Below are 25,454 nucleotides of genomic sequence, written 5' to 3' on the forward strand. Positions count from 1 at the left end.
AACCATGTTAGGAAAGTCAATTACTGAGCTATCAATAAACGATTGTCACACCCGTGAACTATGTTTAAAACTTATAGAACTATTATCAGATGACGAAGTGCTGCAAGTTGAAAGCGCTACTCACGCTCATAATGATTTAGATAGCCATTTGAAAGAATCTATCGCAAAAGATGAAAACTTTTATTCCGCCGCAGAGCTTGAATTAATAATTGATCTAATTGGAAAACTATCTGCTAAAATAGAATATGCTAAACAACAAGTTGCAGAAAAAATAATAAGTAAGCAAAAAAGCAATAACGCGGTCAATCAATACAAAGCCAACTCTTAATTTAGAGTATTACTAACTATTAACTAAGCATCCAACGGAGATATACAAAATGTTTAACGGAAAAGTTGTCTTCATAACGGGTGGCACAGGTTCATTCGGTAAAAAGTACGTTAAAACGTTACTTGAGCGTTATCAGCCAAAAAAAATCATAATATTCTCGCGTGATGAACTAAAACAATTTGAAATGCAGCAAGAGTTTGATCAACCTTGTATGCGATATTTTATCGGCGATGTTAGAGATAAAGCTCGCTTACAAAGAGCAATGCGTGGTGTGGATTATGTAATTCATGCAGCAGCACTAAAGCAAGTCCCTGCCGCAGAATACAACCCAATGGAATGCATAAAAACCAACATTAATGGGGCTGAAAATGTAATTGATGCAGCACTTGATAACAATGTTGAAAAAGTCATCGCGCTATCTACCGACAAAGCTGCAAATCCTATTAATTTATACGGTGCCACAAAATTAGCATCAGATAAATTATTTATTGCAGCAAATAATATCGCAGGCGGTCATAGAACTACATTTTCTGTCGTGCGCTACGGTAATGTTGTGTGTTCGAGGGGCTCTGTAGTGCCTATTTTTCAAAAATTTATTGATGAGGGTCGTGATCACATTCCGATTACTCACCTAGAAATGACACGTTTTTGGATTAACTTGCAGCAAGGTGTCGATTTTGTTTTAACCAATTTTGAGCGCATGTTAGGCGGTGAGATCTTTGTTCCTAAAATACCTTCAATCCGAATAATAGATCTAGCAAAAGCCATGGCACCAGACTTACCTATAAAAGACATAGGGATACGACCTGGAGAAAAGCTTCATGAAGTTATGTGCCCTGCCGATTTGTGCTTTGAAACCTATGAATATCATGATCATTACCTTATAGCACCGGGTATTAAATTTAGTAGCCGAAGTAATGACTTTACTGTAAATGCTATTGGTGAAAAAGGACATAAAGTTCCTCAAGGCTTTGAGTATAATTCATTAAATAATCATCATTATATGAGCATTGATGATATAAAAATGTTTAATACACAAGCACTCCTTTAAACAGCAGGTAAACATGATCCCTTATGGTAAACAATCTATATCACAAGCTGATATAGATGCTGTCGTTGGTGTATTGGAATCAGATTGGCTGACCCAAGGGCCAAAAGTGCCAATGTTTGAATCGGCAATTACAAACTATTGTAATGTCGACTTTGCTTGTGCGACAAATAGTGCAACCTCTGCGTTGCATATTGCGTGTTTAGCATTGGATGTTGGCAAAAACGATATAGTATGGACGTCACCCATTTCATTCGTTGCATCGGCTAACTGCGCTTTATATTGTGGTGCAAAAATCGACTTTGTAGATATTGATTTAACGACAGGTAATATGTCAGTTGTCGCACTTGAGAAAAAATTAATTAATGCAAAACAAAAAAACTGTTTGCCAAAAGTAGTTATACCTGTTCATTTAGCTGGTCAATCATGCGATATGCTCGCCATCCATAAGCTAGCAACGCAATACGGATTTAAAATAATTGAAGATGCATCCCATGCAATAGGCGCTCAGTACTTAGGTAAGCCAGTTGGAAACTGTCAGTTTTCAGATATTTGCATATTTAGTTTCCACCCCGTTAAAATTATCACTTCTGCCGAAGGGGGTATGGCTGTAACAAATAATGAATACATAGCAAAAAGATTAAAACGCTTAAGAAGTCACGGAATTACAACTGATCCTACTGAAATGACAGAGGCAAGCCATGGTCCATGGTATTACCAACAAATTGAACTTGGTTTTAATTACCGGATGACCGAACTACAAGCTGCGTTAGGTGTTAGTCAAATGCAGCGGCTAGATGAATTTATTTTAGCCAGAAATGCTATCGCCTCTATTTACACTCAAGCATTTAAAGCACAACCATTAAATCATTTAACGCAATCAGATGCGTGTTTATCTAGCTATCATTTGTATATTTTACAGCTGGAGGACAAAGCAGCTCATCACACCTTAATTTGTGAATTGCGTAATAGAAAAATAATGAGTCATCTGCATTATATCCCTATACATATTCAACCCTATTATGTTGCTCTTGGTTTTAAAGAAAGTGATTTTCCTAACGCGATTGAATATTACCAAACGTCACTTACCATCCCACTGCACCCCGGATTAACGCAGTCAGAACAAGAGTTTATTATTCAGACGATTAATGAGTTAGTATGAAATTAGCCCTAGGAACTGCACAGTTCGGTTTAAATTACGGTATTAGTAATGACCAAGGCCAAGTTAATTTTGATGAAATTAAGCAAATACTCACTCTGGCTAAAGCATCCTGTATTACTACACTTGATACTGCTTTAGCATACGGAAATAGTGAAAAGAACATTGGCACGTCTGGTTTTAGCAATCACTTTTCAGTTATAACAAAAATATCCGCTAGCAGCCATTTGAGTATTGAAGAACAAGTACAACTCAGCCTTTCTAATCTACAACGTGAAGAATTAGATGCTGTTTTATTTCATGATATCGACCCTTTATTAAATAACGCAGGTAAAAATCACTTTAAGCAATTAGAAGCATTAAAAGACACTGGCATCATTAAACGTATCGGCGTGTCCGTTTACACTCCTGAACAACTTAGTTTACTTAGTGACATGTATAATTTAGACATTGTACAAGCGCCATTGAACTGGCTAGATCAGCGTTTTATTCAACCCGAAGTAACGAATTTACTAATAAAGAAAAATATAAAGTTACACGCTCGTTCGATTTTTTTGCAAGGGCTGTTACTACAACCAGAAATTCAAAAGCGTGCTTATTTTTCTCAGTTCGGTCATCTTTTTTCAAAATATAATGCAATTATTGAAGAGTTAGAATGTGATTATCTTACATTCGCAATGGCCATTGTTGCTCAAAAGGCACCACATATTGAAAGCGCCGTAATAGGTTGCTGCTCAAAAAAACAATTAACGCAATTAATTCAGCGCTACGCCGACGCTAAAAATCTAAAACTCCCTTCTGATGACGCTTTAAACTCTTTAGCGACCTCTGAATTAGCGTTAATTAACCCTTCTCTGTGGGTCAGTTAAGATACAGCCGGAATTAAACATATGATAAACGCCTTTATGCAAACCAGAGTTAGCTCTTCGCGCCTACCAAGCAAAGTACTTAAAAACCTTCACGGTTTACCTATGTTTGTACAGCAAGCGAAACGAATACAGCAATGTAAAAAAATAGATAAACTGATTGTTATAACAAGTACTGAAAAAAGTGACGATATACTTGAAGTTATTTGTAAAGAAAACAATTTGTTGTGTTTTAGAGGCGATTTAAATAACGTACTTAGTCGCTATTATTATGCACAACTTGCTTACCCATGCGAGCACGTAGTTAGAGTGACCGCCGACTGCCCAGTTATAGACTCTGCACTTATAGATCATGTTATTAATGCGCATCTAATTAATAGCAATGATTACACAAGTAACTGCTTGAAAAGCACATTCCCAGATGGTCTTGATACGGAAGTCATCAGTAAACACGCACTCCTAGATGCTTATAAATACGCTAAAAAGCCCTCAGAGCTGGAGCATGTAACACCATTTATACGTAATAATCCGCAAAAATATCAATTACAAAACATCCAAAGTGAGACTGATTTATCTAATCACAGATGGACCGTTGATGAGCCTGAAGATTTTGCACTAATCTCTGCAATTTATGATCATTTATATACACAAAATCACTATTTTAATTATCAAGATATACTTCATTTACTCTCTTTGAAACCAGAACTGAGCTCTATCAATGCCCAATTCTCGCGTAATGAGGGAATGCTAAAATCATTAAAACAAGATAAAGAAGAAGGCTATGAATAATTATACTAACTCAGGGGAATGGCTACAAAGAGCTGAAAAAACGATCCCGCTTGGTTCTCAAACCTTCAGCAAAAGCAAAGTTGCATTTCCCCAAAATGCTGCACCTTTATTTATTGAGCGAGGTTATGGCTCTAAAGTATGGGATGCCGATAACAACGAATATATTGATTTTGTTAATGGTTTACTGTCAATATCTTTAGGCTACTGTGATGCTGAGATAAACCAAGCAGTTGTCAATCAACTTGCTTTAGGTGTTACGTTTTCTCTTCCTCATAAACTCGAAATGGAAGTTGCTGAAGAACTAGTAAAGCTAATCCCTTGTGCAGAAATGGTTCGTTTTGGTAAAAATGGCAGTGACGCAACATCTGCAGCAATTCGATTAGCAAGAGCGTATACAAAAAGAGAGCATGTTGCTGTTTGTGGTTATCACGGTTGGCAAGATTGGTATATTGGCTCCACAACCAGAAACTTAGGTGTTCCTGAATGTGTTAGAGCGCTTACCCATACTTTTACATACAATGACCTTGATTCATTAGAAAAACTCTTCAACGAGCACCCTGAACAGCTTGCTGCTGTAATTATGGAACCTATGAACGTTGCCTACCCGAAGCAAGGATTTCTTGAAGGAGTACAAGCACTTTGTCAAAAATATGGCACTGTTCTCATTTTTGATGAAACAATTACAGGTTTTCGATTTGATTTACATGGCGCTCAGGGATTGTTTAATGTTACTCCTGATTTAGCAACTTTTGGCAAGGGTATGGCAAACGGGTTCCCTATTTCGGCTGTCGTAGGTAAACAAAAAATAATGTCGCTAATGGAAGACATCTTTTTTTCAGGCACCTTTGCAGGTGAAACAATGTCTTTAGCTGCGACCAAGGCGACATTAAAAAAAATGCAGGAAAAGGATGTGCTTACTCACATTCATCACTTAGGTGATAAATTAATAGCAGAACTCGACACGTTAATTTTAAAGCACAATGCACAACAATGGCTAAGTACGGCAGGACATCCTGCGTGGTCATTTATCGTAATAAAAGATACCGCACACTATAGCTCGCTAGAATTAAAGTCATTATTTATTCAAGAGATGTGCACTAGAGGTATTTTAATCGCAGGAAGTCATAACCTTAGTTATGCGCATACCTTGTGCGATATTGAAAAGCTCCTCAATGCATACGATGAAGTTATCGCCATTTTAGTTAACACCATAAAAACACAAAACCTTTATACTATTTTTAAAGGTAATCTACTAGAACCGGTTTTTAAGGTTAGATAATGCAATTAGCAATCAGAACTGACGCTAACGAATTAATTGGAGCCGGTCATTTAATGCGTTGTTTAGAGCTAGCAAAAACTTTAGCTGTAAAAAACATACAAATAAGGTTCATCGTAAAAGAATCTGACTTAGCAATAAACCTACTTGTAAATCAAATTGTTACCTATTTAAAACCGTCAGTTTTAAATAATGGCCTTGAAGAAACTAATCAAATACTTAAAGAAAACAATATCAAAAACATTTTAATTGACCATTATGAAATCGGCCTTAATTGGGAAAAAAAAGTTGTTGCTGATTATGTAATTATAATTGATGACCTTGCGAATAGAGCACACTATTGTAATTTACTGATTGATACAGCATCGGAATCTAGATTGCCTGCTTATAAAAAGCTTGTGCCTAAGCACTGTGAACTTTTATTAGGTCCTAAGTATGGAATTATAAGAGATGAATTCATTCAAAAACTGAACGATGAGCAATTATCTTTTGATATATTTATATGTTTTGGCGCCTCAGACCCTCTAAACAATAGCTTTGCTTCAATATCTGAACTTGGTATAAAGCAATACAAAGGTAAAATCTGTTTAATTACAGGCTTGGGTTATGAACACGGTAAAACGCTTAAAAAGCTCATTGAAAATACAAACTTAAACATAACTTGGCACCAAGCTCCCAGAAACTTAGCTTCCTTAATGCGTCAATCAAAAGTAATCATTACTGCCCCAGGTATAATGCTATTCGAAGCTGCATCAATGGGGAAATCGATTATAATGATAAAAACAGCAGAAAACCAAAATGGTAACATTGAGTTATTTGAATTAAATAAAGCAGCTATATTAACAACCATCTCCAATATATATAGCTGTATTCAAACAATGGAAGATAAAAGTAAAACATTAGCATTAAAAGCAAAAGCTATTAGTGATGGTAAAGGAAAATATAGGATTGCTCACCATATTAAACAAAATTCGTCGTTGATATAAGTAAAAACTTGACTCTCTAACATATACAAATGAGAACAATGTAAATGCAAAAAAACTTTAATCTTATACATAAAGTACAACTAAAAAAAGCAACTTATTCTGATAAAAAAAATGTCTTTGAGTGGCAAATAAGTAGTGGTGCTCGTAAATACTTTAAGCAAACTGCAATACCAACATGGGCAGAGCATTGTAAATGGTTCGAAGATACACTGAAGAGAGGCGATAGAACCCTATATATAATTAATCATGATGGGAACGATATTGGCACTCTTCGTTTAGATGAAATTGAATTAAATAAATATGAAGTTTCGATTCTGATCTCACCTAAAGCTCAGGGAAAAGGTATTGGAGTTGTAGCTTTGAATAATATATCTGAATTAAAGGAACATGGAACGTTTATTGCTAAGATTAGACCTGATAATTTAGCGTCTACCAATGCTTTTACAAATGCAGGGTTTACCGCTTTGACACCATCTTTATATAGTTTAAAAACATAGAGCTGAAGAGCTCACTAGTTAATAATAGCAATAGGCGCCTTTATTATGAGAATTTTGATGAGTGCTGCGGCATCTGCTGCAGCCATATCTATTATTAAGCACTTGCAAACGTTAGGCCACAAAGTGATAGGAATTGACGCAAATGAGAATAGCAAAAGCATTGCAATGCACTTCTGCGATGACTTCTACTTAGCGCCTTTATGCAGTAGTTCTGAATTTATTCCATTTATTAATCAACTTGATGATAAGTTTGACTTATATATTCCGTTTATTGATGAAGAACTTATTGTTCTTTCTCAAAGTTCAGACTTATTAAAAAGTATCTCGAAAAAAATACTAATTAATAGTGAATCAGCAATAAGCCTTTGCACAAGTAAGATTAATTTTCAGTTATTCTGTGAAGAGAATAACTTACCCGTAGCCCCGACATCAACATCTGCTCCAGCGATATTCAAACCAGAGTATGGTAGGGGTGGGAAAGGAATCTATATCATTGAAGACGATGAGTTATTTCCTTTTTTTAAAAATAAAAAAGGCGTCATACAAACCTTATTAATGGGCACAGAATATACTGTCGACGTACTTGTAGATTCAAAGGGTGATTGGATTTTTGGGCTAGCGAGAAAGCGCCTTGAAACAGCTGGAGTATCGAGAGTCGGTGAAATAAATCAACACCCTTTAGTACTTGCACTAGCTAAAAAATGTGTTGAAAATATTCGCTTTAATGGCCCCATAAATATACAAATAATGCTAGATGAAAATAATAAGAACGCATATATCATTGAAATCAACCCTAGACTTTCAGGTAGTTTAATTTTCTCAATAAATTCTGGATTCGACATTATCGATTTGAGCATAAAAAGCAAGTTGTCGTTGCCATATCAAATACCGCTAGAAGAAAATATTTCCAATAACCGTTTAATAAGATATTGGCAAGAACACATATGCTAATAAAAAAATTGGCACATCAGTTAAGCAAATATGATGACATTATTTTCGATCTAGACAATACACTATTTGATCAAAGTGATTATGACACAGGTGCGTTTAAAGAGATTGAAAAAAAACTTTCCGAAATAACTCAACTTCCCCTTAAAGATCTAGCTATATCCCTACATGCTCATAAGCTAAAAATGGGAGTACTTTATCCGTATTTATTTAATGATGCGATAGCAGCCTATAAATTACCGAATCATTACCTGAATGTAATGCTAAATATTTACTATAAACATGATGGAAAATACATAAGTCAAAAAGCAAGCTTAATCCCAACTTTAGTCGAGATATTTAATGAAAAAAGATTATTTGTCGTTACCAATGGCCAAAGAAATGTTCAACAAACTAAAATAGATAGGCTGCAGTTAAATGATTATGTTTGCGATATAGTGTTATGCGAGCCTAAATCTCCAAACAGGTTAAAACCTAACAGATATGCTTTTGATCTATTAAACAAACGCCATAATCTTAATTCTGTTGTAATGGTTGGAGATACAATAGAAACAGACGGACTTTTTGCAAAAAATGCTAAAATTCCTTTCATTCATTTCAGTTACAAAGATTATCTACATGAAAATACTACATAAAGAAATTTCATCAAACAGTAAGCCATTCATTATTGCCGAAATGTCTAACAACCACCTAAGAGATAAAGAGCTAGCTTTAAAAATGATCGAAGTAGCATCTGAGTGCGGTGTTGATGCGATAAAAATACAGACGTATACAGCTGACTCGCTAACTATTGACTGCGATAGAGATGACTTTATTATCAAAAGCCCGCCTTGGAAAGGTCAAAGTTATTATAAGTTATATGAAGAAATCTCAATGCCACTTGACTGGACAGAGTCACTTTTTCAAAAAGCAAAAGAGCATGATATTATCCTATTTAGCTCCCCATTTGATGAAGCCTCAGTCTCGATATTAGAAAAATTTGACTGCCCTCTTTACAAGGTTGCCTCCTTTGAGGTGCAAGATTTTAAATTATTAAAAGCGATAGCAAAAACTGGTAAACCTGTAATTTTATCAAGCGGTATATCTAACTTTAAAGAAATCAGAGAAAGTGTTGAGTATTTAAAAGAACATGGCAGTAGCCAAATAGCCGTATTGCACTGTACAAGTTCATACCCAGCATCATTTGAGCAGATGAATTTAAACGCATTTAACGAATTAAAAAGGTTAAATATAATCACGGGCTTATCTGATCATAGTCTTTCAAATATCCCAGCAATCGCATCTATTGCTATGGGTGGAAGAATAATAGAAAAACATTTTATTCTAGATCGAAAACTTGGCGGACCTGATGCAACATTCTCAATAGAACCAGATGAATTAAAGTCTTTAGTAATTTCATGCCACAACACATGGAAAGCATTAGGTAGCACCGAAATACTAACTAAGGGTTCTAGATTAGGTAAAGAGCATGGGCGCTCAATCTACGTTGTAAAAAATGTTAAGCAAGGAGATACTGTAAGCTCAGAAAACATTAGAGTAATACGCCCTGGTTTTGGCTTATCTCCTAATAATTATGATTTAGTTATCGGACAAAAATTTACATCTGACATCATCCGAGGAACAGCACTATCAAATAAACATTTAACAATGGAAACTAATAAGTGAAGAAAAATATTTTTGCTATTGTGGCTCATGCTGATGATGAAGCTATTGGATGTGGTGGTACTTTATTAAAACATCAAAAACAAGGTGACCATATATCGATTGTATATATGACAAATGGCGTTTCAGCAAGAAAAAACAGCTCTGATGGAGATTGCGAACAGCGCCTTAAAATGACAAAAAAAGCGGGAGAGTATTTGTCTGCTAAGCAATACTTTTTTAATTTCCCTGATAACAAAATGGACACAGTTGCACTTATTGATGTAATCCAAGCAATAGAGTCTGTCACTAAAAAGGAATTGCCAGATATTATTTATACACACCATTATGGCGATTTAAATATAGATCATCGTATAGTACATCAAGCCGTCATGACTGCATTTAGACCTATTCCTCTGGTAAAAACCCCAACAATATATTCATTTGAAGTTAATTCAAGTACAGAGTGGAATACTCCAATTAATGCATTTGCATTTTCACCAACTTTTTTTGTCGATATCTCAGAACATATAGTAGAAAAGAAAAAGCTACTTTTAATATATGAAAATGAAATGCGTAAGCCACCACACACTCGTTCTATTGATGCAATTGAAGCACTGGCAAAAGTGAGAGGTAATACTGTCGGTGTTGATTATGCAGAAGCTTTTATGCTCAAACGAAAAGTTAGTTAAGAAGGAATAGCTATGAATTGCCCTGTTTGTAATTATAAAAAAAACACTTTATTACTTAAGTTAAATAACTTTCCTATTTACCAGCATCCTATGAGTGATACCTCTAATATACCTCTGCCACACGCTATTGATATTGAATACTCAATCTGTAAACAGTGCGCACATGCTTTTCAGTTAAACTACAATAAAGATATTCTAGAAGCTATATATAAGCATCATTACTATACGCCATCACCTGAAAATATAGGTGCATCATTTAGGCATGATTTTATAAAATTTATCAATAAAAACAATATTATTGATGAAAAAACGCTAAATATTTTAGAAATAGGCTGTTCAAGTGGAGAAGTACTAGCAGAAATAAAGTCAATTTACTCTAATGTGGAGTACCATGGCATTGAGCCAAATGAAGAAACTGCAATAGCAGCTGAAAAAAAAGAGTTAATAGTAGAGAAGGCCTTTTTCACTGAAAAAATTGCCTCTAGCCTATGCTTTCAATCTGACCTTATTTATTCTCGCCATGTAATTGAACACATTTTTGATTTTAAAGGTTTTTTCAAAGCCATAGCAAAGATAAGGCACTCAACTTCTACGCTCATTTTAGAAACACCTAGTTTAGACTGGTCTATCACACAGCCTTCAACACAAGCTTTTCATGTTGAACATATACATGTTTTCTCCGAGCGTTCATTAGTAACCCTTGCAAATCAATTTGGCTGGTTTAAAGATAAAAGCACTGTAACTGCATCTGGTAATTTAATTATTTCATTCACAAACAAAGAGCAAAAATCTTTACTGCCTTTAGCACCATCGGATAATGGCAAACTAAAACAAAAGATAGATAATGATATTCAAGCATTAAAAAGCTACTGTAAAGATAAAGAGTTTATCTTCTGGGGAGCGGGTACTGGAGCTGTAACTATATTAGCTTTAACAGGGTTAAAGCCTCTGTTTGTTATTGATGGAAACCCTAATAAAACAGGGAAACGCTTTTGTGGCCTCAATTATACGATTAAATATTCAATTGATACAATTAACGATCTCATAAATAAAGATTTAGACAAAAAGCTAACAATCATTATCTCATCTTCATTTCATGATGAAATAAAGCATGAGTTGGCATCCCTAGGTTGGAGAGGAAATATCCACGCTCCTTATGCCTTAAAATAAATACACTAGCTAGGCGCTCGGTAAAGTTATATTTTAGGAAATTCATGAATCAATTAACGATAAAAAGTCGAAATATCCAAGATGTATTTATTAAAAGTATTCAGTTGGAGGATGTTACAAATACATACGTAAATTGGTTAAATGACTCAGAAGTAAACCAATACTTAGAAACACGCTTTCACAAGCAGGATATAGATTCTGTTAAAAATTATATATCTTTACAGTTAAAAACCCCCCTCGAACAACTTTTTACAATAAGAACAAGTGAAAATGAGCATATTGGCAATATAAAAATAGGGAGCATCAATACAATTCATAATGTTGCCCAAGTTAGCCTCTTTATAGGGGATAAAAAGTTCTGGGGTAAAGGCTACGCTAGTCAAGCAATAAAACTTGTAAGCCAGTACTCTTTTAAAAAGTTGAGGCTAAGAAAGCTGACTGCAAGTGCATATACCTCTAATATTGGGAGTATAAAAGCCTTCGTAAAAGCAGGGTATGAGAGCGAGTGTATATTAAAAGAGCATTATATTTTAGATGGTAAGCCATCTGATGTAGTGTTCATGTCAATATTCAAAAAACCGCAGGATGACTTTATTGAGTTAGTCGTCACAAATAAGTAACGACTAACTTTGATTACACTTTGGCAGGTTTATTATAGTTTTCAATAAACTCTATATACAAGTCTTCTACATGGCTGTGAAATGCATCAATACATGCATTCATAAATTCAGCTCGCTGTTCTAAACAACGGTAATAATAGCTGTTAGTCATTATGTTAGCTTGAAAATACCTGAATGTTCCTTGTATCAACCAATAAACAACATGGTCATTACTGTTCCCATCGCGCAGCATTAGCAAAATTTTATTTTGCAGAGTGAACGCATCAGCAAGAGACTCTCTGGTATTAAAGTGTGTTGATGTTATTAACAGCAGTTTCTCTAAAATAGCTTTAGTGCCGCTTTTTATAGTCGTCATCTTACTATTAATATTACCTAAAGATAATTGCTCTAATGAGGCTGCTCTTTTGAGTAACTCACTCACCATTTTTTGCTTATTTTTTATCGTACTTTTAAGGCTAATATCAGCTATATGCTTAGGCGTGGTAAATCGAATAAACGCTCCATCTGATGTATTAAACGCAGTAACTTGAGGGTTACTCTGTAATAATATTTCAACATTGCCTTTTGAGGAATCAAATATGTGAGTAGAAAGAACTTCATCTCTAAAGTTACCTTTTACAACCATATCGCTTTGCATATTCTTTTTAATTAGCTCTTTATGCTTAAAATCTTTATCAAAATAAATACTATGCTTAGAGTGATGATGTTCTTGCGATACAAAACCAAAGTCAGTCCCTACTAAGTAGACCTCTTTAAAGCCCAATTCGGCGGCAACGGCAAGTCCAGTATTAGACACACTTGGGTTACTGCTTTCTGGATAGGTATATAGCTGCTTTTCATCCATCGCACTTATTAAACGTCCTCCGGCATCATTTACTTTAGATAATAAATGAGCACTCTTGAAGCGCTTTAATATTCCATCATAAACCGTATTAAGTGCTACTATATTAAGCTCGTCTAATCGGGTGGTTACACCTTCAGTGCGTTCAACAACTTCTACCCAGTCTAGTAATGCTGCAGTACGCTCCATTTCTATATGAATATCTGGAGTTATCCCATTAATAAGTAATGCTTTGAGTGCAGTACCACATGATAAAATAACAACATTACTTTGGTTTTCTTTCAAAAAATCAATTGCTAAATCTAACGATGGTCCATTTGCTACAATAAATACGGGGTAATCTACTAAGGGATTTTTAAATGTACTGCTCTTTTTTACCACCGGAAATTTGGCACTTAAGTTAGAGAGTGTATGCGAGATACCAATAACTTCATCTTCAAAAAATCCCCAGCCCCCAGACCAGCGATGCCCAATTGCTTTTATTCTAGCAATTGTTTTTTCTATTAATGGGCTATCGTAATGCTTAAGAAACAGCACTTGGCTAAGGTTAAAGTGGCCTTGTTGAAATAAAAATTTAGAAATATCATTTACAACCCCGTCCTCACTACCCGAAATACGAATAGAGAATTGTCCGCCTTTACTTGTACACTTATCTAGTAGAGGTTTTAATTCAATACAATGCAATAAGGCATAGAAGCTATCTTTACTTGGTTCAAATAAAAAAACATTTAAGACATCTTTCGTATTTAGTAGCTCTTCAATTTGATAACCTAATCCACCACCAAAAAAACAAATAAAATCAATTCGTTCCTCATCTGCGGGGTTGCCAATTTTGTTTTCAGATTCAGCAACCCGAACATTATGAATAGATTTAAGTAAGGCTGAATGCTTAAAAAAGATATCTTCATCTGCTTGATGTTCTACTGTATATTTAAAATAAAGAGGGCGCTCTAGAAACTGAGTCACTTGCTGCTTAGCAAACTCTCTTGGGTCTATCTCATAGACAAATTTATTCTTATTAAATAGGTTGGCACGACCTTGATCATCTATCGCAACGCCGGTATCAGTAGGTTGATAATCTTTAAATTCTTTATAAATACCAGGCATACGCTCTTTTATCAGCGCTAAATTAGCTAATAACGTAGCCTGTAACATCATTTTTGTTAATTCTTGTTGGTTAACGCTCAAGGTTTACTCCATTAACTTTTCTTAACTACCCCTGGGAGGTTAGCTAATTGTGCGGTTAAATAATTACCCGTGTTTTTTAAATTACCTACGAGTAAATCCATTGCATTATACTGGTTAAGTAACCTTTTTTCATAATCAGCCATTCTTAAATTAAAGCTAACAGATTCATCTGTAAGCTTATCTATTTGAGCTTCTCGGCCATCAATTCTAGTTTCTATTATACCGCCTGACGCAGTATAGCCTTTAATAACATCATCAAATTTAGCAACAAAGCCATTATCATCATCGCCAGTAAAAAATCGTTGGACTGCATTTGGATCTTTTTCTATGGCAGCTTTTAATGCATCCGAATCTAAACTTAACTTTCCTGAACGCTCAGTTCTTACCCCTAGGTTAGCTAAAAATTCTTTTTTGTCATCAGTAACATTAAATTCAGAGGTTAGCATCGATCTCACTTGATTTACAGAGCCTCGTAATAGTGAATCACCAGCTAAAGCCCCCACTCCATCTTCTTTGCTTGAACGACCTAGTTGCTTTGATAAATCAATAAATGAATTAAATTTATCTATAAAGGATTTAAGCCCAGCGGATACATTATTATTATTTTCAGTAATTTTAGCATTACTTATATCGTCATCAGTACCGTGTATTTTTTTAGCGGATATAGTAACGCCATCAATAACATCTACAAACTCATTGGTACTGCTAGTAGCATTTAATTGGCCATCAATTGTTATCGATGCATCCGCAGCTTTAGTTACTTCTGTTAAGTTTTCAGCATACGTTGTTGAGGCCGGATCTGGATCGTAAGCAAAACGAGATAAACCGCTAGCATCTGTATTATTTGCATCACCAGTGTCATCAACAACAATCTTAATTGCATTAACTTCTCCAGTTTCTTTGCTAGACAAAACAAGACGCTCACCGGTGCTATCGGTAATAATGGTTGCACTTACTGAGTCATTATCATTAGAGTCATTAATTGCATCTCTAATATCTGTAAGCGTAGCAGTCGCTTTTACCTCAATATCAAATTTATTAGTACCAGAGCTAATAGCTAATTTACCTTCGCCAACAGCAGTTCCACTCGGTACGGCTGCTGCTACTAATTTATGGTTATCTGCAAGGCTGTTAACTTTAATTGAAAAATTATTTACTTGAGCCGCTTTTTCAGAACTCAAAGAAATAAAGTCATCGTTACCGCTGATAGAACGTTTTTGATAATTATCCGTGGTTCCTAGCGACTCTAGAGATTTATTGAGCTCTTCAAGCGATGACTTAAGCGTACCAACCGCTGATATATCGGTAGTGTGAGCCGCCTGTTGACGAGTTACTCTTGCTTGATAGGGGGCCTTTTGTGAATTCACCAATGCATCTACAATATCGTTAACTTGTAAACCGGATCCAATACCTGTAAATGAAAGAGCCATAATTCAACCTCCTATTAAACTTAATTTGTTATACTTTAAAATCTACTAATACACCTGTTGCTTCAGCTAAATTAGAAACAATTTGCAAAACTTCTTCCGAAGGGTACTGCTTAACTAAATCGCCACTCTCTTTATCTATTACTTTGATAACGTTACGCCCAGAATCTTCGTCAACATGAAACTCTAAACTTCGATTCATATCACTCATAAATGTCTGCAATTGTTGCGCCACTTTTTCTAGTTTCTCTGGAGATAAATCGTCATTGCTAGCGGTTTGTGTTTGTTCTGCTTGTTCAACAGTGTCGTTTTGCTTACCATTATTATTATAAAGCGAAACTTGGTTAGCTGACTGGTTGGATATATCTTTGTGATTAATAATATTAATTTGAGATGGTACGTTTGAAGTTTCCATAACTCGCCCCTAAACATAAAGCTGAGATACAATTTTATAATAATAAATAAAAGGGAGGTTAAACCTCCCTTTTATTCTAGTTTAGCCTAATAAACTTAAGGCTGCTTGTGGTAACTGGTTAGACTGAGCCAAAATAGTCGTTCCGGCCTGCTGCATTATCTGATTTTTAGTCAACTGAGCTGTTTCAGCTGCATAGTCGGTGTCTTGAATACGACTTCTTGAAGCTGACACATTCTCCGATACATTCGCTAAGTTGCTAATCGTATGACCAAATCTGTTTTGCACCGCACCTAAATCGGCTCGTTGCGCATCAATTTGAGCCAATGCCGCATCAATTGTTTTTATCGCATTTTGTGCACCAGCCGACGTTGAACCCGAAATATTGATATCTTCAATCGCTGTTAACTTACTGCTACCACCGGTAGATGTAACCGTACCTGCATCTGAACCAAATATTTGATCCGCAGCTTTGCCTGAAATACCTATTTTATCCGCTGAACTTAAGTTTAATTCTGAAGAAACACTCGCTGTTAATTTAGTCGAATTAATGGTTTGACCACCCACAGTGAATGAACCACCGCCAGCAACACCCGCTACATCAACACCATTTACACCTGTGGTTTTTAAAGTAATGGTTTTGCTACTATCATCGTATATAGCATCATGGCCATCAGCTTGCATCTTTTCGGCTAAACTCTCCATACCACCAATTTTACTTAAATCGTACTTATCTTCACCTACTGTTATTACGGCATTAGCCCCTGAATCAATGCCTGTAATTTTAGTTTCAAGTTTAGCCTCAGCTTGAATACCAGCGCCCGAAGCATTTATTGTTGCAGCAATGTCAGCTGCACCAGAGTTAGCCGCAACTTCAACATCTACGCCGTTTAAGTTTACTGTTTGAGCTGTAGTGGCCGTATTAGCAGCTAAACTAGTAGACTGAGCGTCTCCCAATGCAGAAACAGTTGATGTTGCAGCCCCTTTGATTTCATTTGCACCAATTGCATCAGCAGACATATCACGTAAACTTACGTTGATAGTTTCATTTGCATTTGAACCAACTTGGAATTGTTTGGTACCGAATGAACCATCAAGCAAGCTTGTACCACCAAACTTAGTGGTTTCAGAAATACGGGTTAACTCTTGTTGAAGAGCGCCTACTTCTTTTTGTAGCGCTGCACGTGCATCCGCATCATTTGAACCATTCGCTGATTGTAGTGATAAATCACGCATACGCTGTAAGATGTTCGATGATTCTTGCATCGCACCCTCAGCGGTTTGTGCCATCGAAATACCATCGTTTGCGTTACGTTGAGCAACACCTAAACCATTTACCTGTGATGTTAAACGGTTTGCTATTTGAAGACCAGCCGCATCATCTTTTGCACTGTTAATTTTCATACCAGATGAAAGACGTTGCATTGATGTACCTAGTGCATCGCTTGATTTAGACAAGTTTCTTTGTGCGTTTAAAGACGCTGTATTTGTATTTACTGATAAAGCCATGTTATAACTCCTGATTACTTTCGTAATGTAACTAATTGATTTTCACCAAGAGCCATCACAATAAAATATGTTCAAGCTCCGTTCTGATTAAGTTAACGGCAGCTATAAAATTATCTTTAGCTTTTTTTAAAATTAATTTTTAGTTATTTTTACATAAGTTATCTGTTTGATATTGCGCTATAGGCTCAGAGGAAATTAAAACAATAGAAGATTAACGTTATTTTTCACCTCAAAGTTTAACCGCCTACTTTTAAGTTTAAAATATTGGGCTGTTGAATGAGCTAATCCCGCATCTACTTACGGCACTAAAAACAACGCGATGAAAACCAGCAGGCACCTCACAAGCGCTAAAGTATTTCCGCAAAGTCACCATTTAAATAAATATAAGTGCATATCTTTTGGTGACTTGCGGAGTCAATTTTAATTTATTTTGCTTTTTAGCACTTAATTATTATTAAAATATATTGAAACGGGTGCATCTAGATGACCTATCACTACATCAAGGTCACCATCACCATCTAAATCACCAAGAGCAATAGCTCTACTGTTATTATTACCTAGCGATTGGCCATTGCCACGAAAAGCACCTGAACCATTATTTAAATATACTCTATTAGCATTACCAAGAGCATTAGCCTCAACTAAATCATCATAACCATCGCCATTGACATCACCAAGGGCAACAGCCCAAGTATAATCATTATATTCTCCAATATTGCTGCTTACAGCTAACCCTGAGCCTTTTCTAGCTCTGTTATGGGTAAGCCAGCCCGCAGTTACAACGTCCTGATATGAGTCATTATTAATATTACCAACAGCAACACCCGGAGCATGGTATTCACCAGCCGTTTTTTTAACCGCTCTAAACTGCCCATATTCATTACTCATATACACGGTGTCTTCATTTATATTACCTGCATATATGTCTAACCGACCATCGCCGTTAAAATCTCCAACTGCAATTGCTTGTGTTCTTGTTCTGCTTCTCTTATTTGGTTCTTTTAAGCTAAAGGAGCGATTAAATATGCCCGATCCATTATTTTCATAAACTCGATTATAATTTCCAAAATTTCCCTCGACTATGTCTATATCACCATCGTTATCCATATCACCTACAGCAAGGGCTTGAGTTTTACTATCACCTAAAGATTGTCCTGAGTCAGTAAAAACCCCCGCTCCATCATTAAAAAAAACTTTGTTTGCACCGCTATCATTACCAATAACCAAATCTACATAACCATTTCCATTGAAGTCAGCAAGCTTCACAGAATAAGAATACATTTGTTCATTAACATCAGTTATTTGCCCTGAGTCGGAAAAGTTACCTAAACCATCATTCAAAAAAATACGAGCACCACTAGGAATAGAGGTAGCGATATCTAAATCACCATCGTTGTCTACATCAGCTATTGCTAGTGAAAACACACCTCGACTCTCTAACGCTTGTCCCGAATCAACAAAAAATCCCGTACCGCTTACAGCGCTAAAGCTTGTTAAAGCTAGAGAGACCGTTGCGCAAAGTATACTCAGTTTACTGTTCATTATTACAATTCCTTTTTCTTAGTTAATTGAAATTAAACTATAAAATATCACTAGATAAAAAACAAGCAACTTCTTGATAAAACAGGTACAAAAGATTAGATGCAATAGCTTTCGAAAAGCAAGGTGTATAGCGTAATTTAATTGAATGGTAAGAGTACTGACATTTAATTGCGGTTATGATTATTAAATTTAATGCTTTTTGAGGGTGTTTTTTTAAATTACAAAAAACGCACCTAAGTAGGTGCGCTAAATGATTCATGCTTATTATAAGGCAGTGACTTAACCACCTAGTAAGCTTAATGCTGCCTGTGGTAACTGATTTGCTTGCGACAGGATGGTTGTGCCTGCTTGTTGCATTATTTGGTTTTTAGTCAATGTCGCTGTTTCAAGCGCGTAATCGGTATCTTGAATACGACTACGCGAAGCTGATACGTTTTCAGATACGTTAGCAAGATTGGCAATAGTAAAGCCAAAGCGGTTTTGCACCGCACCTAAGTCGGCACGTTGGGCATCAATTTGTGCTAATGCTGCATCAATTGCTTTGATAGCTTCTTGTGCGCCTTCTGAAGTTGAACCTGAAATATCAACACTTTCAATACTTGTTAATGAACTAGAGCCGCCTGATGATTGTATTGCAGCAGCCCCTGTGCCAAACAATTCATTCGCGGTGGTCCCTGAAATACCTATTTTATTTGCCGATGATAAGTTCAGCTCTGCAGAAACACTAAATGAGTTAGCAGTACTTGTTACTGCCGTTCCACCTAAAGTAAAATCACCTACCTCTGTACCTGTGATATCAATACCATCAACGTCAGTTGCTTTAAAAGAAATCACTTCAGTTGCTGGGTCATAAATAGCATCATAACCAGCTTGTTGCATATCGGTAGTCAAGCGTTCTTTTTCACCACCATAATTACCTAAGTCAAATGACTTCTCAACCACGCCATTTTTCTTAATTTCAATCACGCCTTTACTGTCTGATGTAATATTTGAGAAAGTCGTGACAATTTTTGCCTCTGCTACCACACCGGCGCCTGACTTATTAATTGTATCTGCGATAGCAGCCGCACCAGAGCCAGCAGCAACAACAATATCTGTACCATTAATATTAACCGTATCAGCACTGGTGCCATGGTTAGTGGCTAAGTTTACAGTTTGTACATCACCCAAGGCAGTATTTGCTGCAGTGGCAGTCGCAGGCCCTTTAATTTCATGTGCGCCAATTGAATCTGCGGCTACGTTACGTAAGCTTACATTAATTGTTTCATTCGCATTAGCACCAACCTGAAATTGCTTTGTACCGAATGTGCCATCTAATAAATTGGTGCCACCAAATTTAGTGGTATCTGAAATACGTGTTAATTCTTGTTGAAGTGCACTGACTTCTTTTTGCAGTGAAGCACGGTCAACCGCACTATTAGAGCCATTCGCTGATTGCAGTGATAAGTCACGCATACGCTGTAGTATGTTTGCCGATTCTTGCATTGCACCTTCTGCGGTTTGTGCCATTGAAATACCATCATTTGCATTTCGTTGTGCAACCGTTAAGCCATTAACTTGTGAAGTTAAGCGATTGGCAATTTGCAGACCTGCCGCATCATCTTTAGCGCTATTGATTCGCAAGCCTGATGATAATCTCTGCATTGATGTTTCTAGTGCCATACTAGATTTTGATAGATTTCGTTGCCCATTAAGTGATGCAACATTTGTATTTACGCTTAAAGCCATTTTACCATCTCCTAGTTTTAATTAAGAATGTGGTTCAATTTTCTTTAGCAGAATCCACACTTTTCTATGATCAAGTAAATGCATTTGTTGTGCCAACTCAAATTAAAACATTAAGGCATTGTTTTTAAACATGAAAAACAAAAATAAAATGGGTATTAGTTAATAGTTAAATTGATTTTATAAAAGAGGAAGAAAGGGGTGACAATTTTTTGCCGCTTAATAAGGGCAAGTTATTACCCTTACTGATGAAGGGCAATAACGTGAATAAGTTTGGTTTATATATAATCAAATAATGTTAGTTTAGCCAAACGGCCAAACGTGGCTTGCGACGCCTGCAATCCAGTTTCTTGTTTAGTTAATTCACTAATAGCTTCTGCCATATCAACTTCAACTAAACTTGATTTGCTCGCTTTGTTATTTATATCTACAGCACTATTAGAATCAGTTACTTTATCAACTACATTCATTCGCCCACCCAGACTAGATTGCGTAAATACAACTTGCTCACTCGCATTTTTTAGTTGTATTAGGCCACTAGCTAACGCTTGTTGTAAGTCTTCACCTTCTAGCGTTTCATCTTTTAAACTTGTTATAAGCCCTTGCAGAGTATTGAGTACATTTTCTTTATGCGGTTTCTCAAGACTAAAATCTAACTGCCCTGGTGCTTCGCCTTCGAGTTTAATTTCCATCCCAGCAAATTCAATTGTCTCATCGGTTACCTCCCCTGTAACAGGAGGAACAAGTGGCACACCATCACGTAGTATTTCGTATGTATCAGGGGAAGATGCTGTTGCACCTGGTAATACATTAACGTTGTATGTATTTACAGTTGCTGAAACCAAAGGATCTGGGTCCGTGTTGTAATTATTGCTATGGAACTTATCAAACTCACCTTGGTTACTAACGTAAACAGTGCCCGATGTGATTGTACCTGTAGCTGTGCCTCTGTTTGAGGTTACATCTAATCGGGCATCAACTTTTTCAAACGCGTTAAATCCATTATCGCTGGATTTAATTTCAACACCTTTAGCAATAGTCACCTCATGTTGGCCCTGATCGCCTTGATACTCATATTTTTTAGTGACGTTATTAAAAGTATAAGTTTGGATATTGTCTTGATACCCAGAGAAAATATATTTACCACCTTCTGACTGGGTGTTCATTAAGTTAACCAATGACTTTTGTAACTCTTGTAGCTCACCTGCAATTCCTGCCAAATCACTTTTACTAAGCGAACCATTACCCGCCCGAATGGTTAATTCTTGCGTAGCTAAAATGTTTTCATTCATGCCTTTTAAAATACTATGCTCAGTCTCTAATCGACCTTTGAGCTGATTAATATTTTTAGTGTACTGTTCATTTGTTTCTATTTTATTGGTGTACAGCATACCTTGCGATACCGCAGCTGGCGCTTCTGAAGTCGTTAAATACTTTTCTCCGGTAGTTACACGCTCTTGAGCACTTGCCACACCTTGTTGATTTTTAAGTATGTTATTAATACTGTTTTGATACATTAAGTTATTTGATAAGCGCATAATTACCTCGCGGCACTAAGTAAAGTTTCAAAAATAGAACGGGCTGCTGCTAAAACTTGTGCTGAGGCGGCATAAGATTGTTGAAAACGCAGTAAATTTGCCGCCTCTTCATCAAGGTTTACACCTGATAGCGACTCGTACCAAGATTCAGATTGCTTGGCAAGCGCATCAAACGCGGCCCCATTTGTTTTCGCCTGACCTGTTACCACACCAATATCTGTAACAACCTCAGCAAAAGCTTGATTAAATGTTCCGTGGTTATCTGCAGATGCACTTGCGACTACATTTTGACGAACCAATTCGCCATTTTGAAGTTCAGCAAGTTTTAAACCATTACGGTTATCGTCAAAGCCCCCTTCGTTAAACTCTAATGTAAAGGTATCGCCCGTTGCAGGAACCCCATCTATATTAAAATCAAAACCATAGGTGCTATAAGGTGCACCAGCTTGCGCCAATATATTATTAGCCGGTGGCGTTACAGTGAATGTGGTCGTACCGCTCGTATCTGTTACCTGATACTCGTTTGTATTAGCTGTTTTAACTAGCGTAATAGGACCATTAGTTAGCCCTAAAGGCAGATTGGTAAATCCACCGGCTGTAACACTGCTTACGTCGCCCGCCGAAATAGCCGCGCTCCCAGTATTATCAATATTATTTTTGGTTCTTACAGGCGATGCTAATGCTAAATCTTCACCTCTTTCAGTGGTCAGTGTAATATTACCGGCGGCTCCAGAGTTTAGTTTTACTTGAAATTGATCCCCCGCAACACCCGCGCCCGCTATATTCATTTGTAAACCAAACGATTCGCCACTTGTTATAGCGGCTGAATCGACAATTCCACTTGCAGGCACAGTTGCAAGAGAGGGATTACCTAAGGGCTCCCCTTTGTTATCAATAGGCTGAATACTGACTTCATTAGGGTTTGTAGTAAAAGTAATAATAAAATCACTAGCTGGAAGCTCGCTTCCTTTTCCAGCTTCAACCGTTGCGGTTATTCCTGCGGTACCTGTGTTCGCTTTATAGGCGTAACCGTTAACCGTAGGTATATTAAATATATCGCCGCCAAGCTCTCCATCGGCATCCATACCAAGGCGGTTCTGCTGGTTGAATGAATCAGCTAGAGCAATTCCCATTTGTCCAATTTGATTTTGAGTAGGCACTAAAATATCGTCTCTAAAAGCGAGTAAACCGCCTATTTTGCCCTTTAATTTGCTCGCATCAACTTCTATTGGCACAGCTTTACCACCGTTTACCTCTAGACGAAGTTCTTTAAAATCGGCGTCAGGATCACTGCTTATTGAAAATAAATTAAATGAACCATTTTGCATAACTACGGCTTCACCCGTGCCCATAAAAACTTGCTTTTCGCCATTAGGGCCATCGAGCGTTTCAATATCAATTAGTTTAGATAAATCGCGAATTGCTTTATCACGTTCATTATAAGCAGAGCTCGCATTAGCCTCTTGGCTTGTGCCGCTAACCCCTGCAATTTCTTGATTCAAGGTATTAATGCTTTGGATTAACGTATTGGCTTCACCGGCAAATATTTCTAACTGCTCATTCACCACTTCTTTTTGCTCTGACACAATTCCTGAAAGTCTATTCATTTGATCGAGTAAATTTTTTGTGTCGCTTATAACTAATGAACGAGCAACCGAAGACGAGGGCTGATTTAGTGCCTCTTGCACATTATTAAACATGGAATTTATACGTGTTGATAAGCTATTAGACTCTTCCGAAAACAAGGTATCAATCCGGTTCGCTTCACCAACAAATTGATCAAAAAAGGTTTTATTAGAGGTATCTCTATTTAATTGCTTCTGCGCAAATTCGTTAAGTAGTCGGTATGTTTTATCCCTACCCACCTGATTATCAAAGGTTGTTGCAAATTCTGTTCGCTCGCGTACGTAGCCCTCAGTATTCACATTCGCAATGTTTTTACTTGTCGTTTGCAACAATTCAGAATTAGCTCTGACTCCTGAACGTGCAATATTAAATAAATCATACGACATGTTACTTTACTCCTTGGCGGATTACATTTGCCGCAATATCTTTTAGCTCATCACTGTTAAGCACTTTCTTTATTTTGCTGGCATAGTTTGGATCGGTGGCATAACCTGCTTTTTGTAATGAATCTAAAAATTCAGTCGGTTTTGCAGTATTTTGTAGTGCATCTTGGTAACGCGGGTTTTGTGTTAAAAAATCAACAAAATCATTAACACTTTCTTTTATTGAATCGTAAGCTCTAAAGCTAGCTTGTTTTTTTACTGCCGTGCCCTGCTCAAATTCGAGTGTTACTTTGCTTGCTTTTTCGCCTTCCCAACTTTTATCTGACTTAATATTAAATAAGTTGAATGAACTATTACCGTCACTTTTATTAATGATGTGTTTACCCCAACCCGTTTCAAGTGCAGCTTGTGCAACCATAACAGCGGGATTCAAGCCAATTTTTTGTGCGGCTGTTTTAGCATGTTCCCAAACCGAACTGACAAACTCTTCAGCGGTTTCAAACGTAGGCGTGGTTACTGTTGATTTTTCAGCCTCTGCTTTATTGTTATTAAGAGCAGACGTTGCTTCTTGTGCTGTTTGCTCATGAGGAAGTGTCGAACCAGCTCGTTTATCACTAAAAATATCATTAGTGGTTCTAAGTACAGACCCCGGCATAAAGCTCTTACCGTCCGGAGATAACTGTTGAACAATTAAATCAGCCAACCCCAATGAACCATTAGATGAAAGCTCAGTAGATAATTGCTGATCGTGCATTTCTTCAAAAAACTTAACACCACTTGAATTAAAAGGACTTTCTTTGTCTTCAAATGCTTCGTTTGCTTTGCGCATACTTTTGAGCAACATTTGCGTAAAAATAGCTTCAAATTGTGCCGCCGCTTTTTTGAGCGCAGCTTTAGACGCATCCGTTGACGCATCACCGCTCGTTAAGGCTTCTCGACGCAGAGAATCTAAGTTACCTAAATCAAAAAAGTTTTGCTTATCGAGGTGATTTGTTTCCATCAGCTTTTTGACACAATAATGAATAATACGAATTAGAATGCAAAAATTGAACCACTTAATATGTGATAAAACTATGTTGGTGGGAAATGTACAAGTTAAGTCCTAAAAAATAGTTTTCTAGGGCCTGTTGACCTTTCAGGATTAAAATTTGTTCAATCTAGGGGCGATTTAATCGCGGCGTGAGGTTTGTAACCTAGTGGGCTAAGTAAAAACCGAGCAACAAAGAGTAAATTGCCCCTAGGC

23 protein-coding genes and 1 pseudogene are annotated in these 25,454 nt (G+C 36.7%); 14 read left to right on the forward strand and 10 right to left on the reverse strand.

Going from position 1 to position 25,454, the window contains the following annotated elements:
• The first annotated feature begins 4 nt into the window (after nt 1-4).
• Genes H5119_RS01495 through H5119_RS01560 form a run of 14 tightly spaced genes read left to right on the forward strand, consistent with a single transcriptional unit; the run spans nt 5 to nt 12,020 of the window.
• Nucleotides 5-328: a hypothetical protein gene (locus tag H5119_RS01495; RefSeq protein WP_077537233.1), complete on the forward strand. Its 324-nt coding sequence runs from the start codon at nt 5-7 to the stop codon at nt 326-328.
• 49 nt (nt 329-377) lie between these two features.
• Nucleotides 378-1,379 carry a UDP-N-acetylglucosamine 4,6-dehydratase (inverting) gene (pseB, locus tag H5119_RS01500; protein WP_077537232.1) on the forward strand — a complete coding sequence of 334 codons (1,002 nt, stop codon included), beginning with the start codon at nt 378-380 and terminating at the stop codon, nt 1,377-1,379.
• Nucleotides 1,380-1,392: 13 nt separating this feature from the next.
• Complete coding sequence (gene pseC, locus H5119_RS01505) at nt 1,393-2,538, forward strand: UDP-4-amino-4,6-dideoxy-N-acetyl-beta-L-altrosamine transaminase (RefSeq protein WP_182700936.1); 1,146 nt, start codon at nt 1,393-1,395, stop codon at nt 2,536-2,538.
• Nucleotides 2,535-3,404: an aldo/keto reductase gene (locus H5119_RS01510; RefSeq protein WP_182700937.1), complete on the forward strand. Its 870-nt coding sequence runs from the start codon at nt 2,535-2,537 to the stop codon at nt 3,402-3,404. The genes pseC and H5119_RS01510 overlap by 4 nt, the downstream gene beginning before the upstream one ends.
• A gap of 21 nt (nt 3,405-3,425) precedes the next feature.
• The gene (locus H5119_RS01515; RefSeq protein ID WP_182700938.1) at nt 3,426-4,190 is read left to right on the forward strand and encodes a cytidylyltransferase domain-containing protein; all 765 of its coding nucleotides are present in this window, start codon (nt 3,426-3,428) and stop codon (nt 4,188-4,190) included.
• Nucleotides 4,183-5,469: an aminotransferase class III-fold pyridoxal phosphate-dependent enzyme gene (locus H5119_RS01520; RefSeq protein WP_182700939.1), complete on the forward strand. Its 1,287-nt coding sequence runs from the start codon at nt 4,183-4,185 to the stop codon at nt 5,467-5,469. The genes H5119_RS01515 and H5119_RS01520 overlap by 8 nt, the downstream gene beginning before the upstream one ends.
• Complete coding sequence (gene pseG, locus H5119_RS01525) at nt 5,469-6,452, forward strand: UDP-2,4-diacetamido-2,4,6-trideoxy-beta-L-altropyranose hydrolase (protein WP_182700940.1); 984 nt, start codon at nt 5,469-5,471, stop codon at nt 6,450-6,452. Before H5119_RS01520 ends, pseG begins: the two co-directional genes overlap by 1 nt.
• A gap of 44 nt (nt 6,453-6,496) precedes the next feature.
• A complete protein-coding gene (locus H5119_RS01530) occupies nt 6,497-6,949 on the forward strand; it encodes a GNAT family N-acetyltransferase (protein WP_182700941.1) in 453 nt (150 codons plus the stop codon).
• A 45-nt stretch (nt 6,950-6,994) separates the two neighbouring features.
• Nucleotides 6,995-7,900, forward strand: coding sequence for an ATP-grasp domain-containing protein (locus H5119_RS01535; protein ID WP_182700942.1), 906 nt, complete (start codon nt 6,995-6,997; stop codon nt 7,898-7,900).
• On the forward strand, nt 7,894-8,532 hold the full coding sequence (locus H5119_RS01540) for an HAD family hydrolase (protein ID WP_182700943.1): 639 nt from the start codon (nt 7,894-7,896) through the stop codon (nt 8,530-8,532). Before H5119_RS01535 ends, H5119_RS01540 begins: the two co-directional genes overlap by 7 nt.
• Nucleotides 8,516-9,562, forward strand: a complete 1,047-nt coding sequence (gene pseI / locus H5119_RS01545) for a pseudaminic acid synthase (RefSeq protein WP_182700944.1) — start codon at nt 8,516-8,518, stop codon at nt 9,560-9,562. The genes H5119_RS01540 and pseI overlap by 17 nt, the downstream gene beginning before the upstream one ends.
• Complete coding sequence (locus H5119_RS01550) at nt 9,559-10,230, forward strand: PIG-L deacetylase family protein (protein WP_182700945.1); 672 nt, start codon at nt 9,559-9,561, stop codon at nt 10,228-10,230. The genes pseI and H5119_RS01550 overlap by 4 nt, the downstream gene beginning before the upstream one ends.
• 12 nt (nt 10,231-10,242) lie before the next feature.
• On the forward strand, nt 10,243-11,400 hold the full coding sequence (locus H5119_RS01555; RefSeq protein WP_182700946.1) for a class I SAM-dependent methyltransferase: 1,158 nt from the start codon (nt 10,243-10,245) through the stop codon (nt 11,398-11,400).
• 44 nt (nt 11,401-11,444) lie between these two features.
• Nucleotides 11,445-12,020: a GNAT family N-acetyltransferase gene (locus tag H5119_RS01560; protein WP_182700947.1), complete on the forward strand. Its 576-nt coding sequence runs from the start codon at nt 11,445-11,447 to the stop codon at nt 12,018-12,020.
• 13 nt (nt 12,021-12,033) lie between these two features.
• Here H5119_RS01560 and H5119_RS01565 read toward each other — a convergent pair whose 3' ends face one another.
• From H5119_RS01565 to flgJ, 10 genes and pseudogenes are all read right to left on the reverse strand, one after another.
• Nucleotides 12,034-14,049, reverse strand: a complete 2,016-nt coding sequence (locus tag H5119_RS01565; RefSeq protein ID WP_182700948.1) for a 6-hydroxymethylpterin diphosphokinase MptE-like protein — start codon at nt 14,047-14,049, stop codon at nt 12,034-12,036.
• Between the two features lie 11 nt (nt 14,050-14,060).
• Nucleotides 14,061-15,479 (reverse strand): flagellar filament capping protein FliD, encoded by a 1,419-nt coding sequence (gene fliD / locus H5119_RS01570; protein ID WP_182700949.1) that lies wholly within the window; start codon nt 15,477-15,479, stop codon nt 14,061-14,063.
• A 28-nt stretch (nt 15,480-15,507) separates the two neighbouring features.
• Entirely contained in the window at nt 15,508-15,891 is a 384-nt protein-coding gene (locus H5119_RS01575; protein ID WP_182700950.1) for a flagellar protein FlaG, read from the reverse strand.
• An 81-nt stretch (nt 15,892-15,972) separates the two neighbouring features.
• Complete coding sequence (locus H5119_RS01580; protein ID WP_182700951.1) at nt 15,973-17,397, reverse strand: flagellin; 1,425 nt, start codon at nt 17,395-17,397, stop codon at nt 15,973-15,975.
• Nucleotides 17,398-17,841: 444 nt separating this feature from the next.
• Nucleotides 17,842-18,939, reverse strand: a complete 1,098-nt coding sequence (locus tag H5119_RS01585; RefSeq protein WP_182700952.1) for a VCBS repeat-containing protein — start codon at nt 18,937-18,939, stop codon at nt 17,842-17,844.
• A 279-nt stretch (nt 18,940-19,218) separates the two neighbouring features.
• Nucleotides 19,219-19,818, reverse strand: a complete 600-nt coding sequence (locus H5119_RS20750; RefSeq protein WP_404936258.1) for a flagellin — start codon at nt 19,816-19,818, stop codon at nt 19,219-19,221.
• 438 nt (nt 19,819-20,256) lie between these two features.
• Nucleotides 20,257-20,667 (reverse strand): annotated as a pseudogene (locus H5119_RS20755) (flagellin); the annotation flags it as partial.
• A 275-nt stretch (nt 20,668-20,942) separates the two neighbouring features.
• Nucleotides 20,943-22,202 carry a flagellar hook-associated protein FlgL gene (gene flgL / locus H5119_RS01595; RefSeq protein ID WP_182700954.1) on the reverse strand — a complete coding sequence of 420 codons (1,260 nt, stop codon included), beginning with the start codon at nt 22,200-22,202 and terminating at the stop codon, nt 20,943-20,945.
• 2 nt (nt 22,203-22,204) lie between these two features.
• On the reverse strand, nt 22,205-24,214 hold the full coding sequence (gene flgK / locus H5119_RS01600) for a flagellar hook-associated protein FlgK (RefSeq protein WP_182700955.1): 2,010 nt from the start codon (nt 24,212-24,214) through the stop codon (nt 22,205-22,207).
• Nucleotide 24,215: 1 nt separating this feature from the next.
• Nucleotides 24,216-25,211: a flagellar assembly peptidoglycan hydrolase FlgJ gene (flgJ, locus tag H5119_RS01605; protein WP_182700956.1), complete on the reverse strand. Its 996-nt coding sequence runs from the start codon at nt 25,209-25,211 to the stop codon at nt 24,216-24,218.
• Nucleotides 25,212-25,454 lie beyond the last annotated feature (243 nt).

The sequence above is a fragment of the Pseudoalteromonas sp. SG45-5 genome (assembly GCF_014164085.1).
In the GTDB taxonomy this organism is placed as follows: Bacteria; Pseudomonadota; Gammaproteobacteria; order Enterobacterales; family Alteromonadaceae; genus Pseudoalteromonas; species Pseudoalteromonas aliena.

Excerpts from the sequence above, each read along its gene's own strand:
- H5119_RS01495 (WP_077537233.1), top strand. The coding sequence starts at position 5 with ATGTTAGGAAAGTCAATTACTGAGCTATCAATAAACGATTGTCACACC.
- pseB (WP_077537232.1), top strand. The coding sequence starts at position 378 with ATGTTTAACGGAAAAGTTGTCTTCATAACGGGTGGCACAGGTTCATTC.
- pseC (WP_182700936.1), top strand. The coding sequence starts at position 1,393 with ATGATCCCTTATGGTAAACAATCTATATCACAAGCTGATATAGATGCT.
- H5119_RS01510 (WP_182700937.1), top strand. The coding sequence starts at position 2,535 with ATGAAATTAGCCCTAGGAACTGCACAGTTCGGTTTAAATTACGGTATT.
- H5119_RS01515 (WP_182700938.1), top strand. The coding sequence starts at position 3,426 with ATGATAAACGCCTTTATGCAAACCAGAGTTAGCTCTTCGCGCCTACCA.
- H5119_RS01520 (WP_182700939.1), top strand. The coding sequence starts at position 4,183 with ATGAATAATTATACTAACTCAGGGGAATGGCTACAAAGAGCTGAAAAA.
- pseG (WP_182700940.1), top strand. The coding sequence starts at position 5,469 with ATGCAATTAGCAATCAGAACTGACGCTAACGAATTAATTGGAGCCGGT.
- H5119_RS01530 (WP_182700941.1), top strand. The coding sequence starts at position 6,497 with ATGCAAAAAAACTTTAATCTTATACATAAAGTACAACTAAAAAAAGCA.
- H5119_RS01535 (WP_182700942.1), top strand. The coding sequence starts at position 6,995 with ATGAGAATTTTGATGAGTGCTGCGGCATCTGCTGCAGCCATATCTATT.
- H5119_RS01540 (WP_182700943.1), top strand. The coding sequence starts at position 7,894 with ATGCTAATAAAAAAATTGGCACATCAGTTAAGCAAATATGATGACATT.
- pseI (WP_182700944.1), top strand. The coding sequence starts at position 8,516 with ATGAAAATACTACATAAAGAAATTTCATCAAACAGTAAGCCATTCATT.
- H5119_RS01555 (WP_182700946.1), top strand. The coding sequence starts at position 10,243 with ATGAATTGCCCTGTTTGTAATTATAAAAAAAACACTTTATTACTTAAG.
- H5119_RS01560 (WP_182700947.1), top strand. The coding sequence starts at position 11,445 with ATGAATCAATTAACGATAAAAAGTCGAAATATCCAAGATGTATTTATT.
- fliD (WP_182700949.1), bottom strand. The coding sequence starts at position 15,479 with ATGGCTCTTTCATTTACAGGTATTGGATCCGGTTTACAAGTTAACGAT.
- H5119_RS01575 (WP_182700950.1), bottom strand. The coding sequence starts at position 15,891 with ATGGAAACTTCAAACGTACCATCTCAAATTAATATTATTAATCACAAA.
- H5119_RS01580 (WP_182700951.1), bottom strand. The coding sequence starts at position 17,397 with ATGGCTTTATCAGTAAATACAAATACAGCGTCTTTAAACGCACAAAGA.
- H5119_RS01585 (WP_182700952.1), bottom strand. The coding sequence starts at position 18,939 with ATGAACAGTAAACTGAGTATACTTTGCGCAACGGTCTCTCTAGCTTTA.
- H5119_RS20750 (WP_404936258.1), bottom strand. The coding sequence starts at position 19,818 with ATGCAACAAGCTGGTTATGATGCTATTTATGACCCAGCAACTGAAGTG.
- flgL (WP_182700954.1), bottom strand. The coding sequence starts at position 22,202 with ATGCGCTTATCAAATAACTTAATGTATCAAAACAGTATTAATAACATA.
- flgK (WP_182700955.1), bottom strand. The coding sequence starts at position 24,214 with ATGTCGTATGATTTATTTAATATTGCACGTTCAGGAGTCAGAGCTAAT.
- flgJ (WP_182700956.1), bottom strand. The coding sequence starts at position 25,211 with ATGGAAACAAATCACCTCGATAAGCAAAACTTTTTTGATTTAGGTAAC.